The organism is Kitasatospora sp. NPDC094015 (assembly GCF_040304075.1).
In the GTDB taxonomy this organism is placed as follows: Bacteria; Actinomycetota; Actinomycetes; order Streptomycetales; family Streptomycetaceae; genus Kitasatospora.
Genome location: NZ_JBEOUL010000008.1, coordinates 19,191 through 39,516, shown reverse-complemented (window position 1 = coordinate 39,516; position 20,326 = coordinate 19,191). Strand labels below are relative to the sequence as shown.

Here is a 20,326-nt window from a genome sequence, read left to right as displayed (position 1 = left end):
CATGTCAGCACTGTCCACCGTGCGCAGCGCCCCCGCGCCCGCCCCCGAGGCGGCCCCCGAGGCCGGCTGGCCGTCCCCGCAGGCCGTCGCGGAGGTGGCCGCCCGGCTGCGGGCGCTGCCGCCGCTGGTCGCCCTCGGCGACTGCCTCGAACTGCGCCGCCGGCTGGCCGAGGTCGCCGCCGGGCGGGCCCACCTGGTCCAGGGCGGCGACTGCGCGGAGCTGTTCGCCGAGGTCTCCGCGCACACCACCCGCCGCAAGGCGGCCCAGCTGCGCGAGCTGGCCGCCCTGGTGGAGGACGGCACCGGCCGGCCCGCCGTCGCGGTCGGCCGGATCGCCGGCCAGTTCGCCAAGCCGCGCTCGCAGCCCGTCGAGACCGGCCCGCTCGGCGAGAGCCTGCCGGTCTACCGCGGGGACGCCGTCAACGGCGTCACCCCCACCGCCGAGGCGCGCACCCCCGACCCGGGCCGCCTGCTCACCGCGTACGAGCTGGCCTCCGACATCCACCGGCACCTGGCCGCCGAGACCGAGGGCACCGGCCGGCGGGTGTGGACCAGCCACGAGGCGCTGCTGCTGGACTACGAGCTGCCGCTCGCCCGCACCCTGGGCGACCGGCAGTACGGCTCCTCCGGCCACCTGCTGTGGATCGGCGAGCGGACCAGGCAGCCGGACGGACGGCACGTCAGGGCGCTGGCCGAGCTGGCCAACCCGGTGGCGGTCAAGCTCGGCCCCACCACCACCGCGGCCGACGTCGCGGACCTGGTGGCCCGCCTGGACCCGGGGCGCGAGCCGGGCCGGCTCTCGTTCGTGCTGCGCTGCGGCGCCGACCGGGTCGAGCAGGTGCTGCCCGGCCTGGTCCGCGCGGCCGCCGACGCCGGCGTCCGTCCGGTCTGGATCTGCGACCCGATGCACGGCAACACCGAGCGCTGCGCGGACGGCCGCAAGACCCGGCGGATGACCCGGGTGACCGCCGAGATCCGGTCCTTCGTACGGGTGCTGCGCCGGCTCGGCGAGCACCCCGGCGGGGTCCACCTCGAACTCACCCCGGACGACGTCACCGAGTGCGTCGCCGGGCCCGGGGACTCGCCCGGCCCGTCCCGCTACTGGACGGCCTGCGACCCGCGGCTGAGCCCCGACCAGGCCCGGGCCGCGACCGCCGCGTTCATCGAGGAGGCGCGGTGATCCTGCTGGGCACCGGAGAGCTGAGCGCCGGCCAGGTGGCCCGGCTGGCCGCCCGGCCGGTCGGGCGCCGGCTCGGTCTCGACCGGGCGACCGCCGGGCGGATCGACGCCTCGGTGGCCCTGCGGGACGAGCTGGTCGCCACCGGCGAGCCGCTGTACGGGGTGACCACGGGCTTCGGCGACCGCAACATCGGGCAGATCCCGGCGGAGCGGGCCGCGGCCCTGCAGCACAACCTGGTCCGCTACCACCTGGTCGGCAGCGGCCCGCAGGCCGCCGACGACGTGGTCCGGGCGACCATGCTGGTGCGCGCCAACTGCCTGGCCCGCGGGTACTCAGGGGTGCGCCGGGAGGTGATCGGCCTGCTGCTGGACTGCCTGGCCGAGGACATCCTGCCGATCGTGCCCGAGCGCGGCTCGGTCGGTGCCAGCGGCGACCTGGTACCGCTGTGCTACCTGGCCTCGCTGCTGATCGGCGAGGGCGAGGCCCGGCACCGCGGCGAGCGGGTGCCCGCCCGGCAGGCGCTGGCCGCGGCGGGGCTGCGGCCGCTGGTGCTGCAGCCCAAGGAGGCGCTGGCGCTGATCAACGGCACCTCGTTCATGGCCGGTTTCGCGGTGCTGGCCGCCGCCGAGGCCCGCCGGCTGGCCGAGGTCGCCGAGGTCTGCACGGCGCTCACCGTCGAGGTGCTGCTCGGCAACCGCGACCACTACCACCCGGTCATCCACCGGCAGAAGCCGCACCCCGGCCAGATCCGCTCGGCGGCCACCGTCCGCCGGCTGCTGCAGGGTTCGCGGCTGGCCCGGGACCACGCCCAGGTGCTGCGGGACAACGGCCCGGCCGACCCGGAGGAGTACCGGCGCCTCGACCACCCGATCCAGGACCGCTACTCGGTGCGCTGCGCACCGCACGTGATCGGCGTGCTGCACGACACCCTGGACTGGGTGGACCCGTGGCTGGACACCGAGGTCAACTCGACCAACGACAACCCGCTGTTCGACCCGGACACCGGACGGGTGCACAACGGCGGCAACTTCTACGGCGGGCACGTCGGCCTGGCGATGGACTCGCTGCGGGTCGCCGTGGCCAGCGTCGGCGACCTGCTGGACCGCCAACTGGCCTGCGTGGTGGACGAGAAGTTCAGCAACGGCCTGCCGGCCGGGCTGGTCCGCCCGGCCCACCAGGGCGGCCCGGAGGCCGGCCTGCACCACGGCTTCAAGGGTGCCCAGATCGCCTGCTCGGCGCTGGTCGCCGAGGCGCTCTCGATGGGGATGCCGGCGACCGCGTTCTCCCGCTCCACCGAGGCCCACAACCAGGACAAGGTCAGCATGGCCACCATCGGCGCCCGGGCCACCCGGACCGTCACCGGGCTGGTCTTCGAGGCGGCCGCGATCCACCTCGCGGCGCTCTGCCAGGCGGCCGACCTGCGCGGCGCCGAGCGGCTCGCGCCCGGCACCGCGGCGGCGTACAAGCTGGTCCGCAGCCGGCTCGCGTTCATGGCCGAGGACCGCCGGCTGGACACCGAACTGGCCTCGCTCACCGAGGCCCTGCGCGCCGGCGCGCTCACCCCGTCGACCACCGCCGGCGTGCCGGCGCCGAGGACCGAGGAGCCGACCCATGCCTGAGCCCTCCACCGCCACCGCCCCGGCCGGGGTGTCCGCCGCGGTGACCGGCTACCTGGCCGGGCTCGGCCCCGAGCCGGTGGAGCCGGCCCGGCCGCCGGCCGTGCTCACCCTGCCGCTGCGCCGGCGGCTCGCCCTGCTCGCCACCGGGGAGCTGGCGCCGGCCGACTGGAACCGGGTCGCCGACGACTGGGGCCGCGAGGCCGACGCCCGCTACCGGGCCTGCGCCGAGCTGCGCCCCGGCGGGGCGGCGGCCGCCCCGCTGCGGCTCGGGGTGAAGGACACCGTGGACGTGGCGGGCTTCGCCACCCGGCTCGGCCTGCGCCGCTACCGGCACCACCCGGCGCGCGGCGCCCGGCTGCTGGACGGGGCGCGGGCGCTGGCCACCGTGGCCAAGCTGGTCACCACCGAGCTCAACATCGGGATCGGCTCCGGCTGCGGAAACCCCTGGTTCCCCCGGATCGACCCGGCCGGCTCCAGCACCGGCTGCGGGGTCGCGGTCGCCGCCGGGATCTGCGACCTGGCGCTCGGCACCGACGTGCTCGGCTCGGTGCGCTGGCCGGCCGGCCGGTGCGGGGTGGTCGGCCTGCGGATGACCCACGACCCGGCGGCCGTGCACGGGATGCTCCCGCTCAGCCCGTCCATGGACGCCCCCGGCTGGGTGGCCAGGACGGCGGACGACCTGGCGGTACTGGCCGAGGTCACCGGCCTGCCGATCCCCCGCGCGGAGCAGCACCACGGGCTGCGGATCGGTGTGGTGGCCGAGGTCGCCGAGGGCGGCGCCGAGGCGGAGGTGCTGGCCGCCCTCGGGGCGACCGGCGAGCGGCTGGCCGCGCTCGGCCACCGGGTGCGGACGGCCCGGCTCGGCACGCCGTGGGGGCTGCGCGGCGCCGCCTGGGAGCTCTGCGCCCGGGAGGCCTGGGAGGGCAGCCGGGTGTGGGCCGGTCGGATCACGGACGAGCTGTCGCCCTCGACCCGGCGGGCGCTGGACTCCGGCGCCGCGGTCGGCGACGAGCGGTGGGCCGAGGTCCGCGGGCAGCAGGCCGAGGTCCGGGCCGCGGTGCCGGCGCTGTTCGAGGAGGCCGGGGTGGACGTCTGGCTGCTGCCGCTGGACCCGGACGTGCCGCGCCCGCGCGGCGCGGCGCGGGCCGCCTCCTCGCTGGTGACGCCCGGTCACCCGGACTACGACCGGGAGATCGGCTACACGCCGGTGGCCAGTTTCGCGGGTTTGCCGGCGATCACCTTCCCGGTCGGGCGCAGCGGGGCGGCGCCGCTGGCGATGCAGCTGGTGGGGCGGCCGGGGTCGGAGGGGATGCTGATCGGGCTGGCCCGGGAGGCGGCCGCCGAGGTCGGGTGGCCCACCGGGCAGGAGTAGGCGCTGTGCCCCCGGCCGGGGGGCCGGGGGCACAGTGCTCAGCGGGCCGGCTGGAGCCGGGGCAGCAGTCCGGCGCGCAGGTGGCGCAGGTCCGCCGCGCGGCCGGGGTGGATCCGGTCGAACAGGGCCAGCGCCTGATCGGTGTGGTCGAGCGCGGCCACCGGGTCGCCGGCGTCCTCGGCCAGCCGGGCCAGGCCCTCGTGGGCGACGCCCTGTTCGAACCGCAGGCCGAGGTCGGCCGCCAGCCGCAGGGCGCGCCGGTGGCTGTCCAGGGCCTCGTCCGGCGCGTGCCGGCTGCGGTGGATCATCCCGATCAGGTTGAGGGTCTGGCTCTCCAGGTCGCGGCTGCCGATCTCGCGGGCCGCGACCAGCGCCTCCCGGGCCCAGCCGAGCGCCGCCGACTGGTCGCCGGTGGAGTGCAGCAGGTCGCCGAACGCCCACCGGGTCTGCGCCTCCACCTCCCGGGCGCCGAGCTCCCGGGTGCGGGCGAGCGCCTGCTCCAGGCAGGTCCAGGCCTGGTCGGTGTGGCCGAGCCGGGCGTGCACCCAGCCGACGTTGACCAGGTCGACCGCCTCCCGGAACGGGTTGTCCAGGCTGCGGCTCAGCGCCAGTGCGAGCCGGTGGTACTCCAGCGCCCTCGGGTAGTCGGCCAGGTAGCCGTGCACCACCCCGATGTTGCCGAGGACCGCGGCCTGGTCGCGCGCCGAGCCGAGCTGCTCGAAGATCTCCAGCGCCGCCCGGTAGCGGTCCAGCACCTCGGGGTAGTCCCCGCGCAGCAGGCCGACGTGGCCGAGGGTCCAGAGCGTCCGGGCCTCGCCGTACCGGTTGCCGGTGGCCCGGCACAGCAGCAGCGCGCTGCGCAGCGTACGGACCGCCAGGTCGTAGCGGCCGAGGGCGCGGTGGGCGAGCGCGAGGTTGATCTGCACCTCGGCCCGGCCCTCCTCGTCGCCGGCGGTGCGGGTGGCGGCCAGCGCGTGCTGGTAGCCGGTCAGGGCGTCCTCGGCGAAGCCGTTGCGGACCAGCAGCGGGCCGACCGCGACCGCGAGGCGCCAGATCCGCTCCAGGTCCTCGCCGCTCCAGGCGTGGGCCAGCACCGCCGTGATGTTGGCCCGTTCGGCGGCCAGCATCTCGGCCGCGTCGGCAACCGTGCGCAGCCCCGGGATCGCACCGGTGGCCTCCCCGGCCGCGCCGGACTGGCGGCCCGGGTCGGAGACCTCGGCCACGCAGCGGGCCAGGTTGAGGTAGTGCTCGCGCAGGCGGCGCAGCGCGTCGAGCCGGCCCTGCGGCTGCTCCTCGTGCTCGGCCCTGGCCAGGGCGTACTGGTGGATGAGGTCGTGGAAGTAGTAGCGGCCGGCGGTGTGCTGGCTCAGCAGGTGGGTGTCGAAGAGCTCCTCGAGCAGCGGTTCCGCCTCGGCCACGGTGGAGCCGCTGAGGACGGCGGCGGTGACCGCGTCGAAGTCGTGGCCCGGGTGCAGGCCGAGCAGCCGGAAGAGCCGGCGCTGCGGCTCGCCGAGCTGGAGGTAGGACACCTCGAAGGCGGCGGCCACGCTGCGGTCGCCGGCGACGAGTTCGGCGAGCCTGCGCTGGCGGTCGCGGAGCCGGTCGGCGAGGTGGGCGACGCTCCAGGCGGGGCGGTGGCGCAGCCGGGAGGCGGCGATCCGGATCGCCAGCGGCAGCCAGCCGCAGAGGGCGGCGACGTCGGCGATGGCCTCGCGTTCGCCGGGGGCGGTGCGCTCCCGGCCGGCGATCCGGACGAACAGGTCGACCGCGTCCTCGGGGGCCAGCACCTCCAGGGACAGGTTGACGGCGCCGTCCAGCGCCGCGAGTCTTCGCCGGCTGGTGATCATGACCAGTGCGTGGCCGGCGCCGGGCAGCAGCGGGCGGACCTGCCGGACGTCCAGCGCGTTGTCGAGGACCACCAGCACCCGCTGGTCGGCCAGCACCGAGCGCCAGGTGGCGGCGCGCTGGTCGACGCCGTCGGGGATCCGCTCGGGGCTGACGCCGACGTAGCGCAGCAGGCGGTCGAGCGCGGTGGCCGGGGCGATCGGGTCCTGCCCGGGGGTGTGGCCGTGCAGGTCGATGAAGAGCTGGCCGTCCGGGTAGCGGTCGGCCAGGGCGTGCGCGGCGCGCACCGCGAGGGTGGTCTTGCCGATGCCGGCCATGCCGTCGACGGCGGTGACGACCAGGGTGGAGCTCTCGGCGGAGTCGGCGAGCGCGACCAGGCGGCCGAACTCGTCGCCGCGCCCGGTGAAGTCGGTGATGTCGTACGGCAGGAAGCGGCGCTGCTGGGTGCGGAAGGCGCTGCTGTCGATCCGGGTGGCCGGCTCCGCGGGCCCGGCGGGTGGGGCGGGCGCGGCCTCGGGGGCCGGGGCGGTCGGGCGGTCCAGGGCCGGGTCGCAGCGCAGGATCTGGCCGTGCAGGCGGCGCAGTTCGGCCCGGGTGTCCAGGCCGAGGTCGGTGGCCAGCAGGGCCCGGCCCTGCTCGTAGGCCTCCAGCGCGTCGGCCTGGCGGCCGGCCCGGTAGAGGGCCAGCATCAGCTGGCGGCGGAACGGGTCGCGCAGCGGGTGGGCGGCGACCAGGCCGGCGAGGGCGGGGATGAGTTCGGCCGGCTCGTCGGTGTCCATCCGGAGCTCGAACAGCCGCTCCATGGAGGTGAGTCGCTGCTCGTCCAGGCGGGTGGCGGCGATCCGCACCGCGCGGCCGTCCAGGCCGGACAGCGCGGGGCCCTCCCACAGGGCGAGGCCCTGGGCGAGCGCCGAGGTGGCGTCCTCGCGGCGGCCGTCGGCGAGGGCCAGGTCGGCAGCCTCCACGAGGCCGAGGTAGCGGTAGACGTCGACCCGCTCGCGCGGGATCCGGGCCAGGTAGCCGCGGCCGTCGGTGACGATCGAGCCGCGCAGCGGGCCGAGCGAACGGCGCAGCGCGGCGATGGCGTTGTGCACCTGGCGCCGGGCGGTGTCGGGCGGCCGGTCGTCCCACAGGGCGTCGACCAGGGTGTCGAACGGGACGACCCGGTCGGCGCCGAGCACCAGCATCGCGAGTAACTTCTCCTGCCGCGGGCCGTTCAGGTCCAGCTGCCGTCCGCCGACGTGCACCCGGACCGGACCCAGCAGCCCGATTTCCCATTCCTCGCTGCTCACGAGATGTACCGTCCTTCGGGCTTTGGATAGCGGTGGACGACCCGGATCATATATATCAGCAGTCACAGCGGCTCCGGATTCGCGAACTCCGGGGCGGAGTTGGGACGGTGGCGGCGTGCGCGGGCCGCGGGGAGGGCGCGGCGCGATGGCGGAGCAGGCCGGGCGGGCGGAGCGGGAGCGGGCCGAGGAGGCCCGGGGCTTCCGGCGGACGCTGTTGCTGCTGGGGGCGGTGCTGGTGCTGGCCCTGCTGGCGCAGCTGCCCGCCGACTGGGGGGCGCCGGCGGCCGGCTCCCGGGTGCGGGACGCGGCGGCCCTGGTCTGGCCGCAGGGGTGGAACCTGTTCGACGGCGGCGCCGCCGCCCCGGAGCTGGCCGCCTACCGCCGCTCCCCGTCCGGCTGGACGAGCGCGCTGCTCACCCCGCACGCGCAGGCCCGTAACAGCTGGGGGCTGGACCGCGGGCCGCGCGCCCAGATCGGCGAGATCGCCGCCCTCGCGGACCTGGTGCCGGCGCAGGACTGGCTGGCCTGCGGGGCCGCCACCCCGGACGGCTGCCCGTGGGGGCCGACCGTGCCGCAGGTGGCCAGCCCGGTGCCGCGCCCGACGCTGTGCGGGGAGATCGCGCTGACCGTCGAGTCGCCGCAGCCGTGGGGCGGCCGGCCGGGCGGCGGCCGGCGGATCGACCGGGCCGCGCGGCTGCTGGTGGGCTGCCCGTGAGCCGCCCGCCGGCCCCGCCCCGGCCGTCGGGGAGCCCGCTGCGCGCGGCCGGGCGGCCCCCGGTCCGGTACCCCGCGGCGGGCCCGCTGCTGGGCGTGGGCCGGTCCCTGCTGGCGCTGGCGCAGCTGCTCACCCTGCTGTTCACCTCGGACGCGGAGCTGTTCCCCGGCGGCCCGCGGTGCGGCGGCGGACGCCTGCTGACGCTCTGGTGCCTCGGGCCGCCCGGCGGTGCCCCGGGCGCCCGCCGGGTGCTCGCGGTACTCGGTCTGCTGCTGGTGATCTCCGGCTGGCTGCCGCGCTGGACCGCCGTGCTGCACTGGTACCTGACGTTCGGTCTCACCGGCACGATGGCGGTCGCGGACGCCGGGGACATGGCGGCGCGGATCGGCACCCTGCTGCTGCTACCGCTGCTGCTGGGTGATCCCCGGCGCTGGATCTGGACCGGTCGCCTGCGGCCGCCCGTACCGGCCTGGCGGGGGGCCGGCCGGGCCGCGCTGCTCCTGCTGCGGGTCCAGGTGCTGATCGTCTACGCCCAGGCGGCCGGCTCCAAGCTGCTGGACCCGCTGTGGCGGGACGGCACGGCGCTGTACTACTGGCTGCACAGCCACTACTGGGGTCTGGCACCGGCCCTGCGGCCGCTGCTGGACCCGGTGCTGGCGAACGGCTGGTCGGTGCGGGCGCTGACCTGGACGGTGATCGTGCTGGAGCTGGGGATCGCCGGCTGCATGCTCGCGCCGGGGCGGCCGCGGCGCGCGGCCGTACCGGCGGCGGTGCTGCTGCACGGCGGGATCGCGCTCTGCATGGGGCTGCCGGGCTTCGCCCTGACGATGGTCGGGCTGGTGCTGCTGGCCTGCGCCGACATCGGTCCGCTCGGGCCGCGGTGGCGTCCGATGCACATCCGATGTAACCGGGCCGCAGACTGAGTGCCCGGCCGACCGCGGTCAACCGCGGGCCCCCACCACAGGGGTGAACGGCCGTCGGATGGACCGGCCCGCGGGGCGCGGTCCGAGGAGAAGGAGCGGTATGAAGCCGGCATGGCTCGTGGCATGCTTCGTCGCGGCGGTGGCCGTACTCACCGTCGTGTCCCAACCGGCCGCACCGGCGCACCCGGTGCACCGGTCGCAGGCCAGCGATGGCTGCCCCTCGATCGGGCCCTGCTAGAGGAGGAGGTACGGCCATGACACGTCTGGTGGTGGTGTCCGGCGGCGGCAGCGGCATCGGCCGGGCGATCGCCGAGGCCTTCGCGGGGGCCGGCGACGACGTCCTGATCCTCGGGCGGCGGGCGGCGACGCTGGAGGAGGCGGCCGCGGCCGTGAACGCGGCGGTGGCGGGTGAGCGGGTGTCCTGGCGGACGGCCGACCTCACCGAGGTCGCGGACATCGAGAAGGTGGCGGCGCAGCTGGCCGAGGGCGGCCGCACCGTCGACGTCCTGGTCAACAACGCGGGCGGGTTCTACGGGCTGGACCAGCCCGACACGCTGGCCGGGTACGCGGCCCAGTGGCGGGCGAACTTCGAGGGCAACGTGCTGCCCGCGGTGCTGCTGACCGAGGCGCTGCTGCCGCAGCTCACCCGGCCCGGTGCCCGGATCGTCACGCTCTCCTCGATCGCGGCGCTGCGCGGCCCGGGGACCTACGGCGGGGCGAAGGCGGCGCTGCACCCGTGGAACGCGGAGCAGGCCGCGGCGCTCGGGCCGCAGGGCATCACGGCCAACATCATCGCGCCGGGTTTCGTCGAGGACACCGAGTTCTTCGGGCCGCGGATGACCCCGGCCGGCCACGCGGCGCGGGTGTCGCAGACCCTGGTCGGCAAGGCCGGGCAGTCGAGCGAGATCGCGGCCCTGACCCGCTACCTCGCCTCGCCCGAGGCCGGGTTCGTGACCGGCCAGATCTACCAGATCAACGGCGGGGCGCTGCTCGGCCGCGGCTGACCGGCGGGCGGTGCCGGTGCCCCGGCGGGGGCTCCGGCACCGTGGCCAAGCGGTGCCGGCTCTGGTACGACTGGGGTCCATGCAGCCACCCAGCCACGGCCCGGCGGCCGAACGAGCGCCGCACCGGCCCACCCGCTCCAGGTACGACGCCGTGATCGTGGGCGGCGGGCACAACGGCCTGGTCGCGGCCGCCTACCTGGCCCGCGCCGGGCGCAGCGTGCTGCTGCTGGAGCGGCTCGGCCGCACCGGCGGCGCCGCCGTCTCCACCGAGGCCTTCGCCGGTGTCCCGGCCCGGCTGTCGCAGTACTCGTACCTGGTCAGCCTGCTGCCCGGCAAGGTGGTGGCCGATCTGGGGCTGCGGTTCGCGGTGCGGCGGCGCGAGGTGTCCTCGTACACGCCGACGCTGGCCGCGGGGCGGGCGACCGGTCTGCTGGTGACCGGCGACCGGGCGCGCACCGCGGAGTCGTTCCGGCGGCTCACCGGCTCGGACCGGGAGTTCGACGCCTGGCGGGAGTTCTACGGCCGCACCGAGCGGGTCGCCCGGCGGGTCTTCCCCTCGCTGACCGAGCCGCTGCCGAGCCGGGCGGAGCTGCGCCGGACGGTGGACGACGAGGAAGCCTGGGAGATGCTGTTCGAGCGGCCGCTCGGCGAGGCCGTGGAGAGCCGCTTCCGGGACGACCTGGTCCGCGGGGTGGTGCTGACCGATGCCCTGATCGGCACCTTCACCCACGCCCACGACCCCGACCTGGCGCAGAACCGCTGCTTCCTCTACCACGTGATCGGCGGCGGGGACGGCGGCTGGCACGTGCCGGTCGGCGGGATGGGCGCGCTGACCTCGGCGCTGGCGGACGCCGCGGTGGCGGCCGGCGCGGAGCTGCGGACCGGCTGCGAGGTGACCGCGATCGACCCGGGCGGCGAACTCGCCGAGGTGGCCTACCGGGTGGACGGGGTCGAGCACCGGGTCGGCGCCGGCAAGGTGCTGTGCAACGCGGCCCCGAGCACGCTGGCCCGGCTGCTCGGCGAGGAGCCGGCGGCGCCGGCCCCGCAGGGCGCCCAGCTGAAGGTGAACATGCTGCTGCGGCGGCTGCCCCGGCTGCGGGACACCTCGGTGGACCCGCGGGAGGCGTTCGCCGGGACCTTCCACATCGCCGAGTCCTACCGCGAGTTGGAGGGGGCCTACCGGCAGGCCGCGACCGGGTCGCTGCCCGCGCCGGCGCCGTCGGAGATCTACTGCCACTCGCTGACCGACCCCTCGATCCTGGGCGGCGACCTGGCCGCCCGCGGGTACCAGACGCTCACCCTGTTCGGCCTGCACACCCCGGCCGCGCTGTTCGCCCGGGACCGCGACGCCGCCCGGCGAGCCGCGCTGGACGGCGTACTGGCGTCCCTGGACGCGCAGTTGGCCGAACCGCTCACCGAGTGCCTGGCCGTGGACGGTGACGGGCGGCCGTGCCTGGAGGTGAAGTGCCCGCCGGACCTGGAGGACGAACTCGGCCTGCCCGGCGGCAACATCTTCCACCGCGACCTGCGGTTCCCCTACGGCGATCCGGACGCGGACCGCTGGGGGGTCGCCACCGGCCGCCCGAACGTGCTGCTGTGCGGGGCGGGGGCGCTGCGCGGCGGCGGGGTCAGCGGCATCCCCGGCCACAACGCGGCGATGGCGGTGCTCGGGCGGTAGAGCCCGCGGCGGGGTGCGTACGGGCAGCCCACCACCCCCGGTCGCCGGTTCGGCCGGCGCCTCGTCCATGATCATTGGCGGGCCCCCGGAGCGGGACCGGCCTGCGGCGGATGGAGGAGCACGCGGATGGACAGTGGCTGGCGACGAGCGGGCGAGGCGGCCTCCGAACGGCCGGGCTTACGGGACGCACTGACGGCGGCTCAGCCGTGGCCGGACGGCGACCCGCTGGCGCAGCGCTGGTTCGCCACGCTGGCCGCGTACGCGCCGGCGCCCGCCTTCGTCCGGGACCGCGAGGGCCGCTACCTGTGGGTCAACGCGGCCTACGCGCACCTGTACCAGCTGGATCCGCAGGCCGTCGCCGGGCGGCGGGTGGAGGAGATCGACCGGCCGGCCGACGCGGCGCAGTTCCTCGCGCTGGACCAAGACGTGCTGGCCTCCCGCCGGCCGGTCCGGCACACCTTGGAGTTCCGGCACCCCGACGGCACGCCCGGCCAGGTGGTCGGCCACCGCTTCGTCCTGGACAGCAGCGGCGGCCCCTGCGTCGGCGGCATCTACTCGGACGTCACCAGCCACACCCGGGCCCTGGAGGAGAAGGCCGCCGCGGACGAGGAGATGCACGCGCTGCGGGAGCGGACCGGGCTCGCGGTGGTCACGCTGACCCCGGACGGCCGGGTGGAACGCGCCAGCGGCGGCGCCGTGCAGCTGCTCGGCGCCGCCCGGAGCGAGCTGGAGGGGTCGGCCGCGCTGGACCACCTGGACCCGGCCACCGACCCGGGGCCGACCGCCCGGCACTGGCAGGACCTGCTCGCCGGCCGGACCTCACGGGCCAGCACGGTGGTGCGCTTACGGGTGGCCGACGGCGGCCGGCTGCTGCGGGCCGACCTCGCGGCGGTCCGCGCGCACGGGGTCACCGACCGGGTGGTGGCCGTGCTCACCCCGCTCGGCGCGCCGAGCCCGCGGGCCGTCCGGGTCAGCCCGCTCCAGCTGCGGGTGCTCACCCTGATGGCCGGCGGGGAACCCAACAGCGGGATGGCCGCACTGCTCGGCCTGTCCCGTCAGGCACTCGACTACCACCTGCGCCGCCTAAGGGAGTTGCTGCGCGCGGCCTCGCGTCCGGAGATGGTGGCCCGGGCCTACGCGCTGGGGATCCTGGACGCGACCGCCTGGCCGCCCCGGGCGACCGCCGGCGTCCTTCACTGCTGATCGGCGGGCGCGCGCGGGGCCGCTGCCGGTGTGGCCGCTGCTGGTGCCGGGGTCTCCTGCGGGGCCGCTGTCTTCTGCGGGGCCGGTCCGGCGCCGCGTCGGGCCCGGCGCAGGGCGAGCGCGACCACGGCCAGCAGCACGCCGGTGCCGAGCGCCGCGTGCACCAGCAGCGCGTCCAGCCGGCCCGCCGCCAGGTAGCCGCCGACCGCCAGCGCGACCAGCGCGCACACCCCGCGGTCGATGATCGACTCCAGCGAGAGCAGGGTCGCCCGGTACGGCGTGGCCGGGATCGCCGCGTTGATCAGGTTGCGCTGGACGGGATAGGCGAGGCCGGTGGCGGCGGCGAACACGCACAGCCAGCCGACCGTCGCCAGGGCGCCGGACAGGCTGGTGGCGGCCAGCGACAGCGCCATCACCACGCTCAGCACCGTCACCGCGGCGGTGTCGGACAGCCGGGCCCGCACCCAGCCCGGCCGGGCGGAGCCGACCGCCTCGGCGACCGTCATCGCGGACAGCACGGCGCCGTGCTCCGCCAGCGGCACCGCCTTGGCGAGCAGCAGTGGCTGGAACAGGTTGACCTGGCAGATCCGCGCCAGCGTGAAGATCGCCACGCCCTGCACCATCAGCGGCCCGAGCGAGCGCGAGGTGCGCAGCACCGCCAGCGCGTGGCGGGCGGAGTCCAGGTACCCGCCGGCCGGCCGCCCCGCGCCGGCCCGGCCGGCCCCGGTGGCCCCGGTGGGCCCGGCGGGCAGCGCCGGCAGCGCACTGGCGCAGGCCAGCGAGCCGAGCGTGCAGGCGGCCGTCAGCAGGTAGGGCGCCTGGTGCTGGAAGCCCATCAGCACGCCGACCAGCGGCCAGCAGGCGATCTTCGCCCAGAGCCCGAGCGCCCGCGCGGTGCCCTCGGCCTGCACGTAGTGCGCGCCGGCGCCCTGCGCGTGCAGGTAGTCGTAGAGGTAGGCGCTGGACGCCCCGGACACCAGCGAGCGGGCCGCCGCGATCGCCAGGAAGTGCAGCAGGAAGCCGGTGGCCGAGGGCAGCGCGACCGGCAGCAGGTTGGCGCCGGTCATCACCGCGGCGCCGAGCTGGAGGCAGCGGCGTCCGCCGATCCGGTCGGCGACGAAGCCGGTGGGGATCTCCAGCAGGCAGAACGCCACGTAGTAGACGCTCTGGATGCCGAAGATCTGGCCGTCGCTCAGACCGGCCTCGCGCTGGTACTGGTAGAACACCGGCAGCCACCACAGCAGGTTGAACAGCAGCTGGAAGCCGTTGTTCAGCCGGATCACCCGGCGGACGGCGGGCGGCGCGGGCAGGCCGCGGGGGGTGCGGCGGACACGGGCGAGCAGGGACGGCGGCATGACTCCTCGTCGGGGGGGTGTGGGTGGGCGGGCTCGGCCGGCGATCGGGCGCGATCAGCCGTTGTACGGGCGCAGTTGCAGCAGGTGCACCCGGCCGCCCGGGCCGAGCAGCCACTCGACGTCCAGCGGGGCCGCGAAGGTGTAGTCGGTGGCGAAGTGCGACTGGAGCAGGCGGCCGGCCAGCGCCAGCCGGCCGAGCTGCGTCCTGGTCGCCCGGTCGAGGTCCTGCTCGGCGGCGCCGAGCGAGACGGTGCGGCCGCCGCCCTCCACGGTGTTGTACAGGTACTGGAGCGGCAGCGCGGTGCCGTCGACCACCGCTTCGGCCGAACCGGCCGAAGCGGGGGCGCAGTTGAGGTAGACGTTGCGGAAGTCGGCCCGGTTGGTGGGGTTGCAGGTGACCATCACCCCGCCGAGCGGGGAGGGCTCGTAGCGCTGGACGATCACGCCCATGAAGGTGTCGTCGAGCGCGATGCCGGCCTCGTGGCGCAGCCGGACGCTGCGCGGCGACAGCAGCGAGGCCCAGACCTGCCGGATCGCGTCGAGCAGACCGGGCAGGTCGGTGACCTTGGTGTGCGACTCGTAGACCCCGGCCGCCGAGAAGCCCGGCAGGTCCTCGGCGTTGGAGGAGGAGCGCACCGCGAGGCGGTCGGCCCCGGCCAGGTGGCGCACCACGTGGGCGTCCAGCGCGCGCACCAGGTCCTCGGGGACGGGGGTGGCCGCCACCAGCTGCTGGAGCTGGACGCAGACCGGGTCGACGGCGTCCATGGCGCCGAGCTCCAGCGCCATCTTCAGCTTCCCGATGCCCTGTTGGAGGGCGCGGGAGGAGTCCAGGAAGCGCTGCTGGACGGCGAACGGCACCGCGATCCCCTCCGGCGCGCTGACGTGCCGGGCCAGGAACTCGCCGGCCGCCTCCACCAGGTCGGCGCCCTCCGGCGCGCCCAGCCGGCCCGCCAGGTGGCCCAGCAGGTCGGCGCGCGGCGGCCTGGGGACGGCGTAGTAGCCGGTCAGCCGGCCCGAACCGTGGCGCAGCACGTGGTGCAGCTCGCCGAGGTTGGCGGCCTTGGTGCCGTAGCCGCGGCGGTCGGCGGCGCGCAGCCGGGAGAGCGGCACGATCGGCACGTCCTCCACCCGGGGCGCCTCGATCCGGATCCGCTGGGTGTGCCAGCCGGGGCGGGGCAGGTCGGCGGGCTCCTCGACCCGTTCCAGGGTGGCCGCGTCGGCGGTCACCCGGTAGCGCACCCAGCAGCCGTCCAGGCCCTGCGCGGCGATCAGGTCGAGCACCTCGTGGCGCACCGCGTTGGGTATCCCCCAGCCCGCGGCCAGCATGTTGGTGTGCGAGAGCGGGGTGGTGGGCCGGTCGTTGATCAGACCGGCCAGCCGGGGGATGTCCTCGGGGACGACCGGCATCGCCAGGATGTCGTACCACTCCAGGCCGGACCGGGCCGCCCGGTACTCCTCCGGGCCGGCGAAGGCGCGCAGCCGTCCGACCGCGTGGCCGAGGGTGAGCGGGACGAACGGGCGGGCGGCGAACAGCTCGTCGCCGGTGGTGCGCGGCACCAGGGTGGCGGGCACGGCGGCGAGGGCGTGCTCCTGGGCGTGGTTGGCCGGCTTGGTCAGCAGCGCCAGCGACTCGTCCAGGTGCTCGCGGACGAAGCGGTGGAACTCGGTGAGCAGGTCGGCGCCCATGGTGTCGGCCTCGGTGGTCTCCAGCACCATGAACGGCTGCGGGTGCCCGGCGTCCGGGCCGCCGGTGTGCAGGGACAGCACGCCGAGCAGGAAGCGGCGCTCCGGGTCGTGGTAGACGCCGTGGTTGAACCCGTCCAGGTCGGCGTCGAGTTCGGCCATGGTGAGGCCGGCGATCCGGGTGGCGATGTAGTCGACGTGGAAGGGGTGGACGGCGCTGTCGAGCAGGTGCCACTCGTGCTGCTGGCGGTCGACGACGACCTTCACGTAGGGGTGGCCGCCGAGCATCCCGCAGAGCCGCTCGAACAGCGGCAGGGTGAGCCGGGCGCCGATCACCGCGCCGTCGGGGGCGCCGGTGGCCGAGGTGTCCGTGCCGGGGTCGGGGACGGTGCCGAGCTGGGTGTTCACCGGGCTGCTCCTGGGATCAGGTGGGCGGTCAGGGCCTTCGGGAGGGCGTCGACGATCCGGGCGCAGTCCGCCAGCAGGGCGGGCGCGGACCGGGCGGTGAGGAAGCACAGCGCCGCCATCGTGTTGGCGCCCTCGGCCTCCAGGTAGGCGGGCATCGGGGTGCCGGGCGGCAGGCTGCGCTCGCGGACGAGCTCGATCGTCGAGCCCGGGTCCAGCAGTTCGGCCCAGTCGACCGCGTCGAAGTCCCAGCACGGCAGGTCGGTCCACGGCTCGCCGGCCCGGTCCACCGCGAGGATCACCAGCGAACCGGCCGCCCCGGTGCCCTCGGTGAGCATCCGGGGCGGGTAGGCCACCGGGCGGCCGAGCAGCTGGCGGGTCAGCATCCCGATCATGTCCAGGCCGAACACCTCCTCGGCCTGACGGGTGGTCAGCACGCCGCCGAACCGGGCCGCGGTCTCGATCAGCCAGGTCCCCTCGCCGCCCGGGGCGAGCTTGAGCTCGGTGTGGGTGGCGCAGGTCTCCAGGCCGAGCGCGTCCACGGCGGCCCGGGAGGCCTGCTCGATCCGCCGCTGCAGCGGCTCGGGCAGCTCGACCGGGGCGATGCTGGCCCGCTCGGTGAACGGCGGCACGGTCGGCAGCCGGCCGGTGATGCACAGCGGGTGGTAGACGCCGTCGGCGACGATGCCCTCGACGCTGACGTAGTCGCCCCAGCCCGGTCCGGTGAACCAGCCCAGGGTGCCGGCGGTGACGATCTCCTCCAGCAGGAAGTCGCTCACCCCGGCGCCGGCGGAGTGCAGTTCGGCGTAGCCGTCCTCGGCGGAGGCCGCCATCACGGCGCGGCCGAGCCGCCAGGCGCGGGCCGCCTGGCGGCGGTCGTGCACGGTGAGGTGGGCGGTGGACCCGGCGCTCCAGGCCGCCTTGAGCAGCAGCGGCGGGGTGAGCCGGTCGAAGGCGGCGTCGATGTCGGCGGCCCGGTGGATCTCCGCGAAGCCCGGCACGGGCACCCCGGCGTCCCGCCAGATCCGCCGCATCAGCCGCTTGTCGCGGGCGGCGGCCACCTGCTCCCCCGCGCCGGCCAGGCCGAGCCGGCGGCAGGCCAGGGCGACCGCGACCACCGCGTACTCGGAGAAGGTCAGCACCGCCTCGGCCGCGACCAGCCCGGCCCGCGCGGCGATCAGGTCGACCAGGGCGGCGCCGTCGACCGGCTCCGCCTCGGTGATCGACGCGCAGTGCGGCCGCCAGACCTCGGCGCCGGTGTCGGGCAGCGGGGCCAGCGCCAGCACGTGGACCTCGGCGTGCGCGGCCATCCGGGGCAGCGCGTACTCCAGCGGCGGGCCGCCCCTGGCATGGACGAACAGGATCGCGCTCACATCGCTCCTCGGCGTTTCGGGCGGGCGGGTGGGCCCGCGGCTCGGTCGGGTGGTACCGGACGGAACCGACAGACCGTCAGGTACCGACCAAGCAACCGAATCACGACGGAGGGTGACGAAACACCCGGAAGGGGCCCCGCACACTTTGGCGTACGCCAAACAACCGTTCGGCGTGGTTCGTGCGTCGGCGCACGGCCGGCGGAACGTCACACCGGCGGGCGGAGACGACAAAGGCGAGAGGGGAAACCCGCCTCTCGCCACTCTCAACTTATAGCGCACCGGGGGGCTTGCGGCAAGGCCCCCGGTGTGGTGGAGGATCGCTCTTCCACCGGCCCCGATCTGCCGAAACGAGTGATCCGAGACGTGCACGTGCATGCGCCCTTGACCACCAGTGCGTTCGACCTGCCCGAGCGCCTCTCCCCCAAGGCCGACCCGGCACTGATCGCCGCCGACGAACTCCACTTCGCGGCCGTCGCCGAGAGCCTGCGGGCGACCGTCGCCGAACTCTCGGCGCAGCTGGACGCCACCCTCAGGGCGCCGGGCGGCGCCGGGCGGGCGGCGATGGACCGCGACGCGGAGGTGCACCGGCTGTCCGCCCGGCTGCGCGCCCTGCGCCGCTTCGGCCTGGACCTGTGCCTGGGCCGGATCGTCGGCACCGGCGCCGACGGGCCGCTCTACATCGGACGGCTCGGCCTGACCGACGGCGCGGGCCGCCGCCTGCTGGTGGACTGGCGCTCCCCCGCCGCCGAACCGTTCTTCGCGGCCACCCACGCCCACCCGATGGGCCTGGCCAGCCGCCGCCGGTACCGCTGGCACCGGGGCCGGGTCGGCGACTACTGGGACGAGGTGTTCACCGCGGACGGCTTCGCCGGGCACCGGGCCGCGCTGGACGACCAGTCCGCGTTCATCGCCAGCCTGGGCAGCAGCCGCTCGCCGCGGATGCGCGACGTGCTCGGCACCATCCAGGCCGACCAGGACGCGGTCGTCCGGGCCGGCTCCCGCGGCGCCCTGGTGGTCGACGGCGGGCCGGGCACCGGGAAGACCGTGGTGGCGCTGCACCGCTCCGCCTACCTGCTGCACGCCGACCCCCGCCTCGGTCACCGGCGCGGCGGCGTGCTGTTCGTCGGCCCGCACCAGCCCTACCTGGCGTACGTCGCCGACGTGCTGCCGAGCCTCGGCGAGGAGGGCGTGCGCACCTGCACCCTGCGCGACCTGGTCGCGGAGGGCGCCGCGGCGGTGGGCGAGCCCGACCCGGAGGTGGCCCGGCTGAAGTCCTCGGCCGGCATGGTGCGGGCGATCGAGCCGGCCGTCCGGCTGTACGAGGAGCCGCCGGCCGAGGGGATGACGGTCGAGACGCCCTGGTCCGACCTGTGGCTGGGCCCCGAGGACTGGGCGGCGGCCTTCGACGCGGCGGAGCCGGGCGTCCCGCACAACGAGGCGCGCGAGCGGATCCGGGAGGAGCTGATCGAGCTGCTGGTGGCGAAGGACGGCGGCGAGGCCCCGCCCGAGCAGCTGCGCAGGTCGCTGGCGGGCAACCGGGAGCTGGTCGGCGCGCTGAACCGGGCCTGGCCGATGCTGGAGCCGACCGACCTGGTCGCCGACCTCTGGTCCGTCCCCGCCTACCTGCGGCGGTGCGCCCCGTGGCTCTCCCCCGAGGAGGTGCGCGCGCTGCGGCGCCCGGAGGGTGCGGCCTGGACGGTGCCGGACCTGCCGCTGCTGGACGCCGCCCGGCAGCGGCTCGGCGACGCCGGGGCGGCCCGGCGGGCGCGCCGCAACGAGGCCGCGGTCGCCGCCGAACGCGCCCGGATGGCCGACGTGATCGAGGGCCTGCTCCGGGCCGACGACGACGGCGAGGGCGCCGTGACCATGCTGCACGGGCGGGACCTGCGGGAATCCCTGGACGACGAGGGCGCGCTGGCGCAGGCCGACCCGGACCGGCTGGCCGGCCCGTTCGCGCACGTCGTGGTGGACGAGGCCCAGGAGCTGACCGACGCCGAGTGGCAGATGCTGCTGCTGCGCTGCCCGTCCCGGAGCTTCACCATCGTCGGTGACCGCGCCCAGGCCCGGCACGGCTTCACCGAGTCCTGGCGGGAACGGCTCGAACGGGTCGGGTTCGACCGGATCGAGCTGGCCTCGCTGACCGTCAACTACCGCACCCCGGAAGAGGTGATGGCGGTGGCCGAGCCCATCGTGCGGGCCGCGCTGCCGGACGCCAACGTGCCGACCTCGATCCGCCGCAGCGGCGTCCCGGTGCACTACGGCGCCAGGGCGGACCTGCCGCGGATCGTCGCCGACTGGCTGGCGGAGCACGCCGACGGCACCGCGTGCGTGATCGGCGACCCCGGCTTCCCGGCGACGCCGCGGGTCGGCTCGCTCACCCCGGCCCTCGCCAAGGGGCTGGAGTTCGACCTGGTGGTGCTGGTCGACCCGGACTCCTTCGGCGACGGCGTCGCGGGGGCGGTGGACCGCTACGTGGCGATGACCAGGGCGACCCGCCAGCTCACCGTCCTCACCGGCTGACCGGGGACGGCGGCGCACCACGGCGCAGCCGGGCCGTTTCGTACCGCGGAACGGCCCGCCCGCGGGGCTAGGCCCTCTCCTTCGGGTCTTGCCGGGCGTACGACGCTGGGCATCCCGGCTGGACGCACCGGCGAAACGCCCAAGTGCACCCAGCACGAG

General features: G+C 76.3%; 13 protein-coding genes. 9 read left to right on the top strand and 4 right to left on the bottom strand.

Features of this window, described 5'->3' with window-relative positions:
- The first annotated feature begins 1 nt into the window (after position 1).
- The 3 genes from ABT014_RS12625 to ABT014_RS12615 are packed head-to-tail and all read left to right on the top strand — an operon-like array spanning position 2 to position 4,171.
- Complete coding sequence (locus tag ABT014_RS12625) at positions 2–1,180, top strand: 3-deoxy-7-phosphoheptulonate synthase (RefSeq protein ID WP_350638692.1); 1,179 nt, start codon at positions 2–4, stop codon at positions 1,178–1,180.
- Positions 1,177–2,799 (top strand): aromatic amino acid lyase, encoded by a 1,623-nt coding sequence (locus tag ABT014_RS12620; protein WP_350638691.1) that lies wholly within the window; start codon positions 1,177–1,179, stop codon positions 2,797–2,799. The genes ABT014_RS12625 and ABT014_RS12620 overlap by 4 nt, the downstream gene beginning before the upstream one ends.
- A complete protein-coding gene (locus ABT014_RS12615) occupies positions 2,792–4,171 on the top strand; it encodes an amidase family protein (RefSeq protein ID WP_350638690.1) in 1,380 nt (459 codons plus the stop codon). Before ABT014_RS12620 ends, ABT014_RS12615 begins: the two co-directional genes overlap by 8 nt.
- A gap of 38 nt (positions 4,172–4,209) precedes the next feature.
- On the opposite strand, the gene ABT014_RS12610 is transcribed toward ABT014_RS12615, so the two are convergent.
- Positions 4,210–7,308 (bottom strand): AfsR/SARP family transcriptional regulator, encoded by a 3,099-nt coding sequence (locus ABT014_RS12610; protein WP_350638689.1) that lies wholly within the window; start codon positions 7,306–7,308, stop codon positions 4,210–4,212.
- Positions 7,309–7,453: 145 nt separating this feature from the next.
- On the opposite strand from ABT014_RS12610, the gene ABT014_RS12605 reads away from it, so the two are divergent.
- The 5 genes from ABT014_RS12605 (at position 7,454) to ABT014_RS12585 (ending at position 12,831) form a co-directional block, all read left to right on the top strand.
- Positions 7,454–8,023, top strand: coding sequence for a hypothetical protein (locus ABT014_RS12605; RefSeq protein WP_350638688.1), 570 nt, complete (start codon positions 7,454–7,456; stop codon positions 8,021–8,023).
- Complete coding sequence (locus ABT014_RS12600; protein ID WP_350638687.1) at positions 8,020–8,946, top strand: sporulation-delaying protein SdpB family protein; 927 nt, start codon at positions 8,020–8,022, stop codon at positions 8,944–8,946. Before ABT014_RS12605 ends, ABT014_RS12600 begins: the two co-directional genes overlap by 4 nt.
- A gap of 254 nt (positions 8,947–9,200) precedes the next feature.
- Positions 9,201–9,950, top strand: a complete 750-nt coding sequence (locus tag ABT014_RS12595; RefSeq protein ID WP_350638686.1) for an SDR family NAD(P)-dependent oxidoreductase — start codon at positions 9,201–9,203, stop codon at positions 9,948–9,950.
- 79 nt (positions 9,951–10,029) lie between these two features.
- Complete coding sequence (locus ABT014_RS12590; protein ID WP_350638685.1) at positions 10,030–11,628, top strand: phytoene desaturase family protein; 1,599 nt, start codon at positions 10,030–10,032, stop codon at positions 11,626–11,628.
- Between the two features lie 126 nt (positions 11,629–11,754).
- Positions 11,755–12,831 carry a PAS domain-containing protein gene (locus ABT014_RS12585; RefSeq protein WP_350638684.1) on the top strand — a complete coding sequence of 359 codons (1,077 nt, stop codon included), beginning with the start codon at positions 11,755–11,757 and terminating at the stop codon, positions 12,829–12,831.
- Here ABT014_RS12585 and ABT014_RS12580 read toward each other — a convergent pair.
- The 3 genes from ABT014_RS12580 to ABT014_RS12570 are packed head-to-tail and all read right to left on the bottom strand — an operon-like array spanning position 12,822 to position 17,647.
- Positions 12,822–14,186, bottom strand: coding sequence for an MFS transporter (locus tag ABT014_RS12580; protein WP_350638683.1), 1,365 nt, complete (start codon positions 14,184–14,186; stop codon positions 12,822–12,824). The genes ABT014_RS12585 and ABT014_RS12580 overlap by 10 nt on opposite strands.
- Before the next feature lie 54 nt (positions 14,187–14,240).
- Entirely contained in the window at positions 14,241–16,277 is a 2,037-nt protein-coding gene (locus tag ABT014_RS12575; protein WP_350638682.1) for a PEP/pyruvate-binding domain-containing protein, read from the bottom strand.
- Positions 16,274–17,647, bottom strand: coding sequence for an ATP-grasp domain-containing protein (locus ABT014_RS12570; protein WP_350638681.1), 1,374 nt, complete (start codon positions 17,645–17,647; stop codon positions 16,274–16,276). The genes ABT014_RS12575 and ABT014_RS12570 overlap by 4 nt, the downstream gene beginning before the upstream one ends.
- 369 nt (positions 17,648–18,016) lie before the next feature.
- On the opposite strand from ABT014_RS12570, the gene helR reads away from it, so the two are divergent.
- Positions 18,017–20,167: an RNA polymerase recycling motor ATPase HelR gene (helR, locus tag ABT014_RS12565; RefSeq protein WP_350638922.1), complete on the top strand. Its 2,151-nt coding sequence runs from the start codon at positions 18,017–18,019 to the stop codon at positions 20,165–20,167.
- The last annotated feature ends 159 nt before the right edge of the window (positions 20,168–20,326 follow it).

Coding starts and splice junctions, on each gene's coding strand:
- ABT014_RS12625 (WP_350638692.1), top strand. CDS start 2: ATGTCAGCACTGTCCACCGTGCGCAGCGCCCCCGCGCCCGCCCCCGAG.
- ABT014_RS12615 (WP_350638690.1), top strand. CDS start 2,792: ATGCCTGAGCCCTCCACCGCCACCGCCCCGGCCGGGGTGTCCGCCGCG.
- ABT014_RS12605 (WP_350638688.1), top strand. CDS start 7,454: ATGGCGGAGCAGGCCGGGCGGGCGGAGCGGGAGCGGGCCGAGGAGGCC.
- ABT014_RS12595 (WP_350638686.1), top strand. CDS start 9,201: ATGACACGTCTGGTGGTGGTGTCCGGCGGCGGCAGCGGCATCGGCCGG.
- ABT014_RS12590 (WP_350638685.1), top strand. CDS start 10,030: ATGCAGCCACCCAGCCACGGCCCGGCGGCCGAACGAGCGCCGCACCGG.
- ABT014_RS12585 (WP_350638684.1), top strand. CDS start 11,755: ATGGACAGTGGCTGGCGACGAGCGGGCGAGGCGGCCTCCGAACGGCCG.
- ABT014_RS12580 (WP_350638683.1), bottom strand. CDS start 14,186: ATGCCGCCGTCCCTGCTCGCCCGTGTCCGCCGCACCCCCCGCGGCCTG.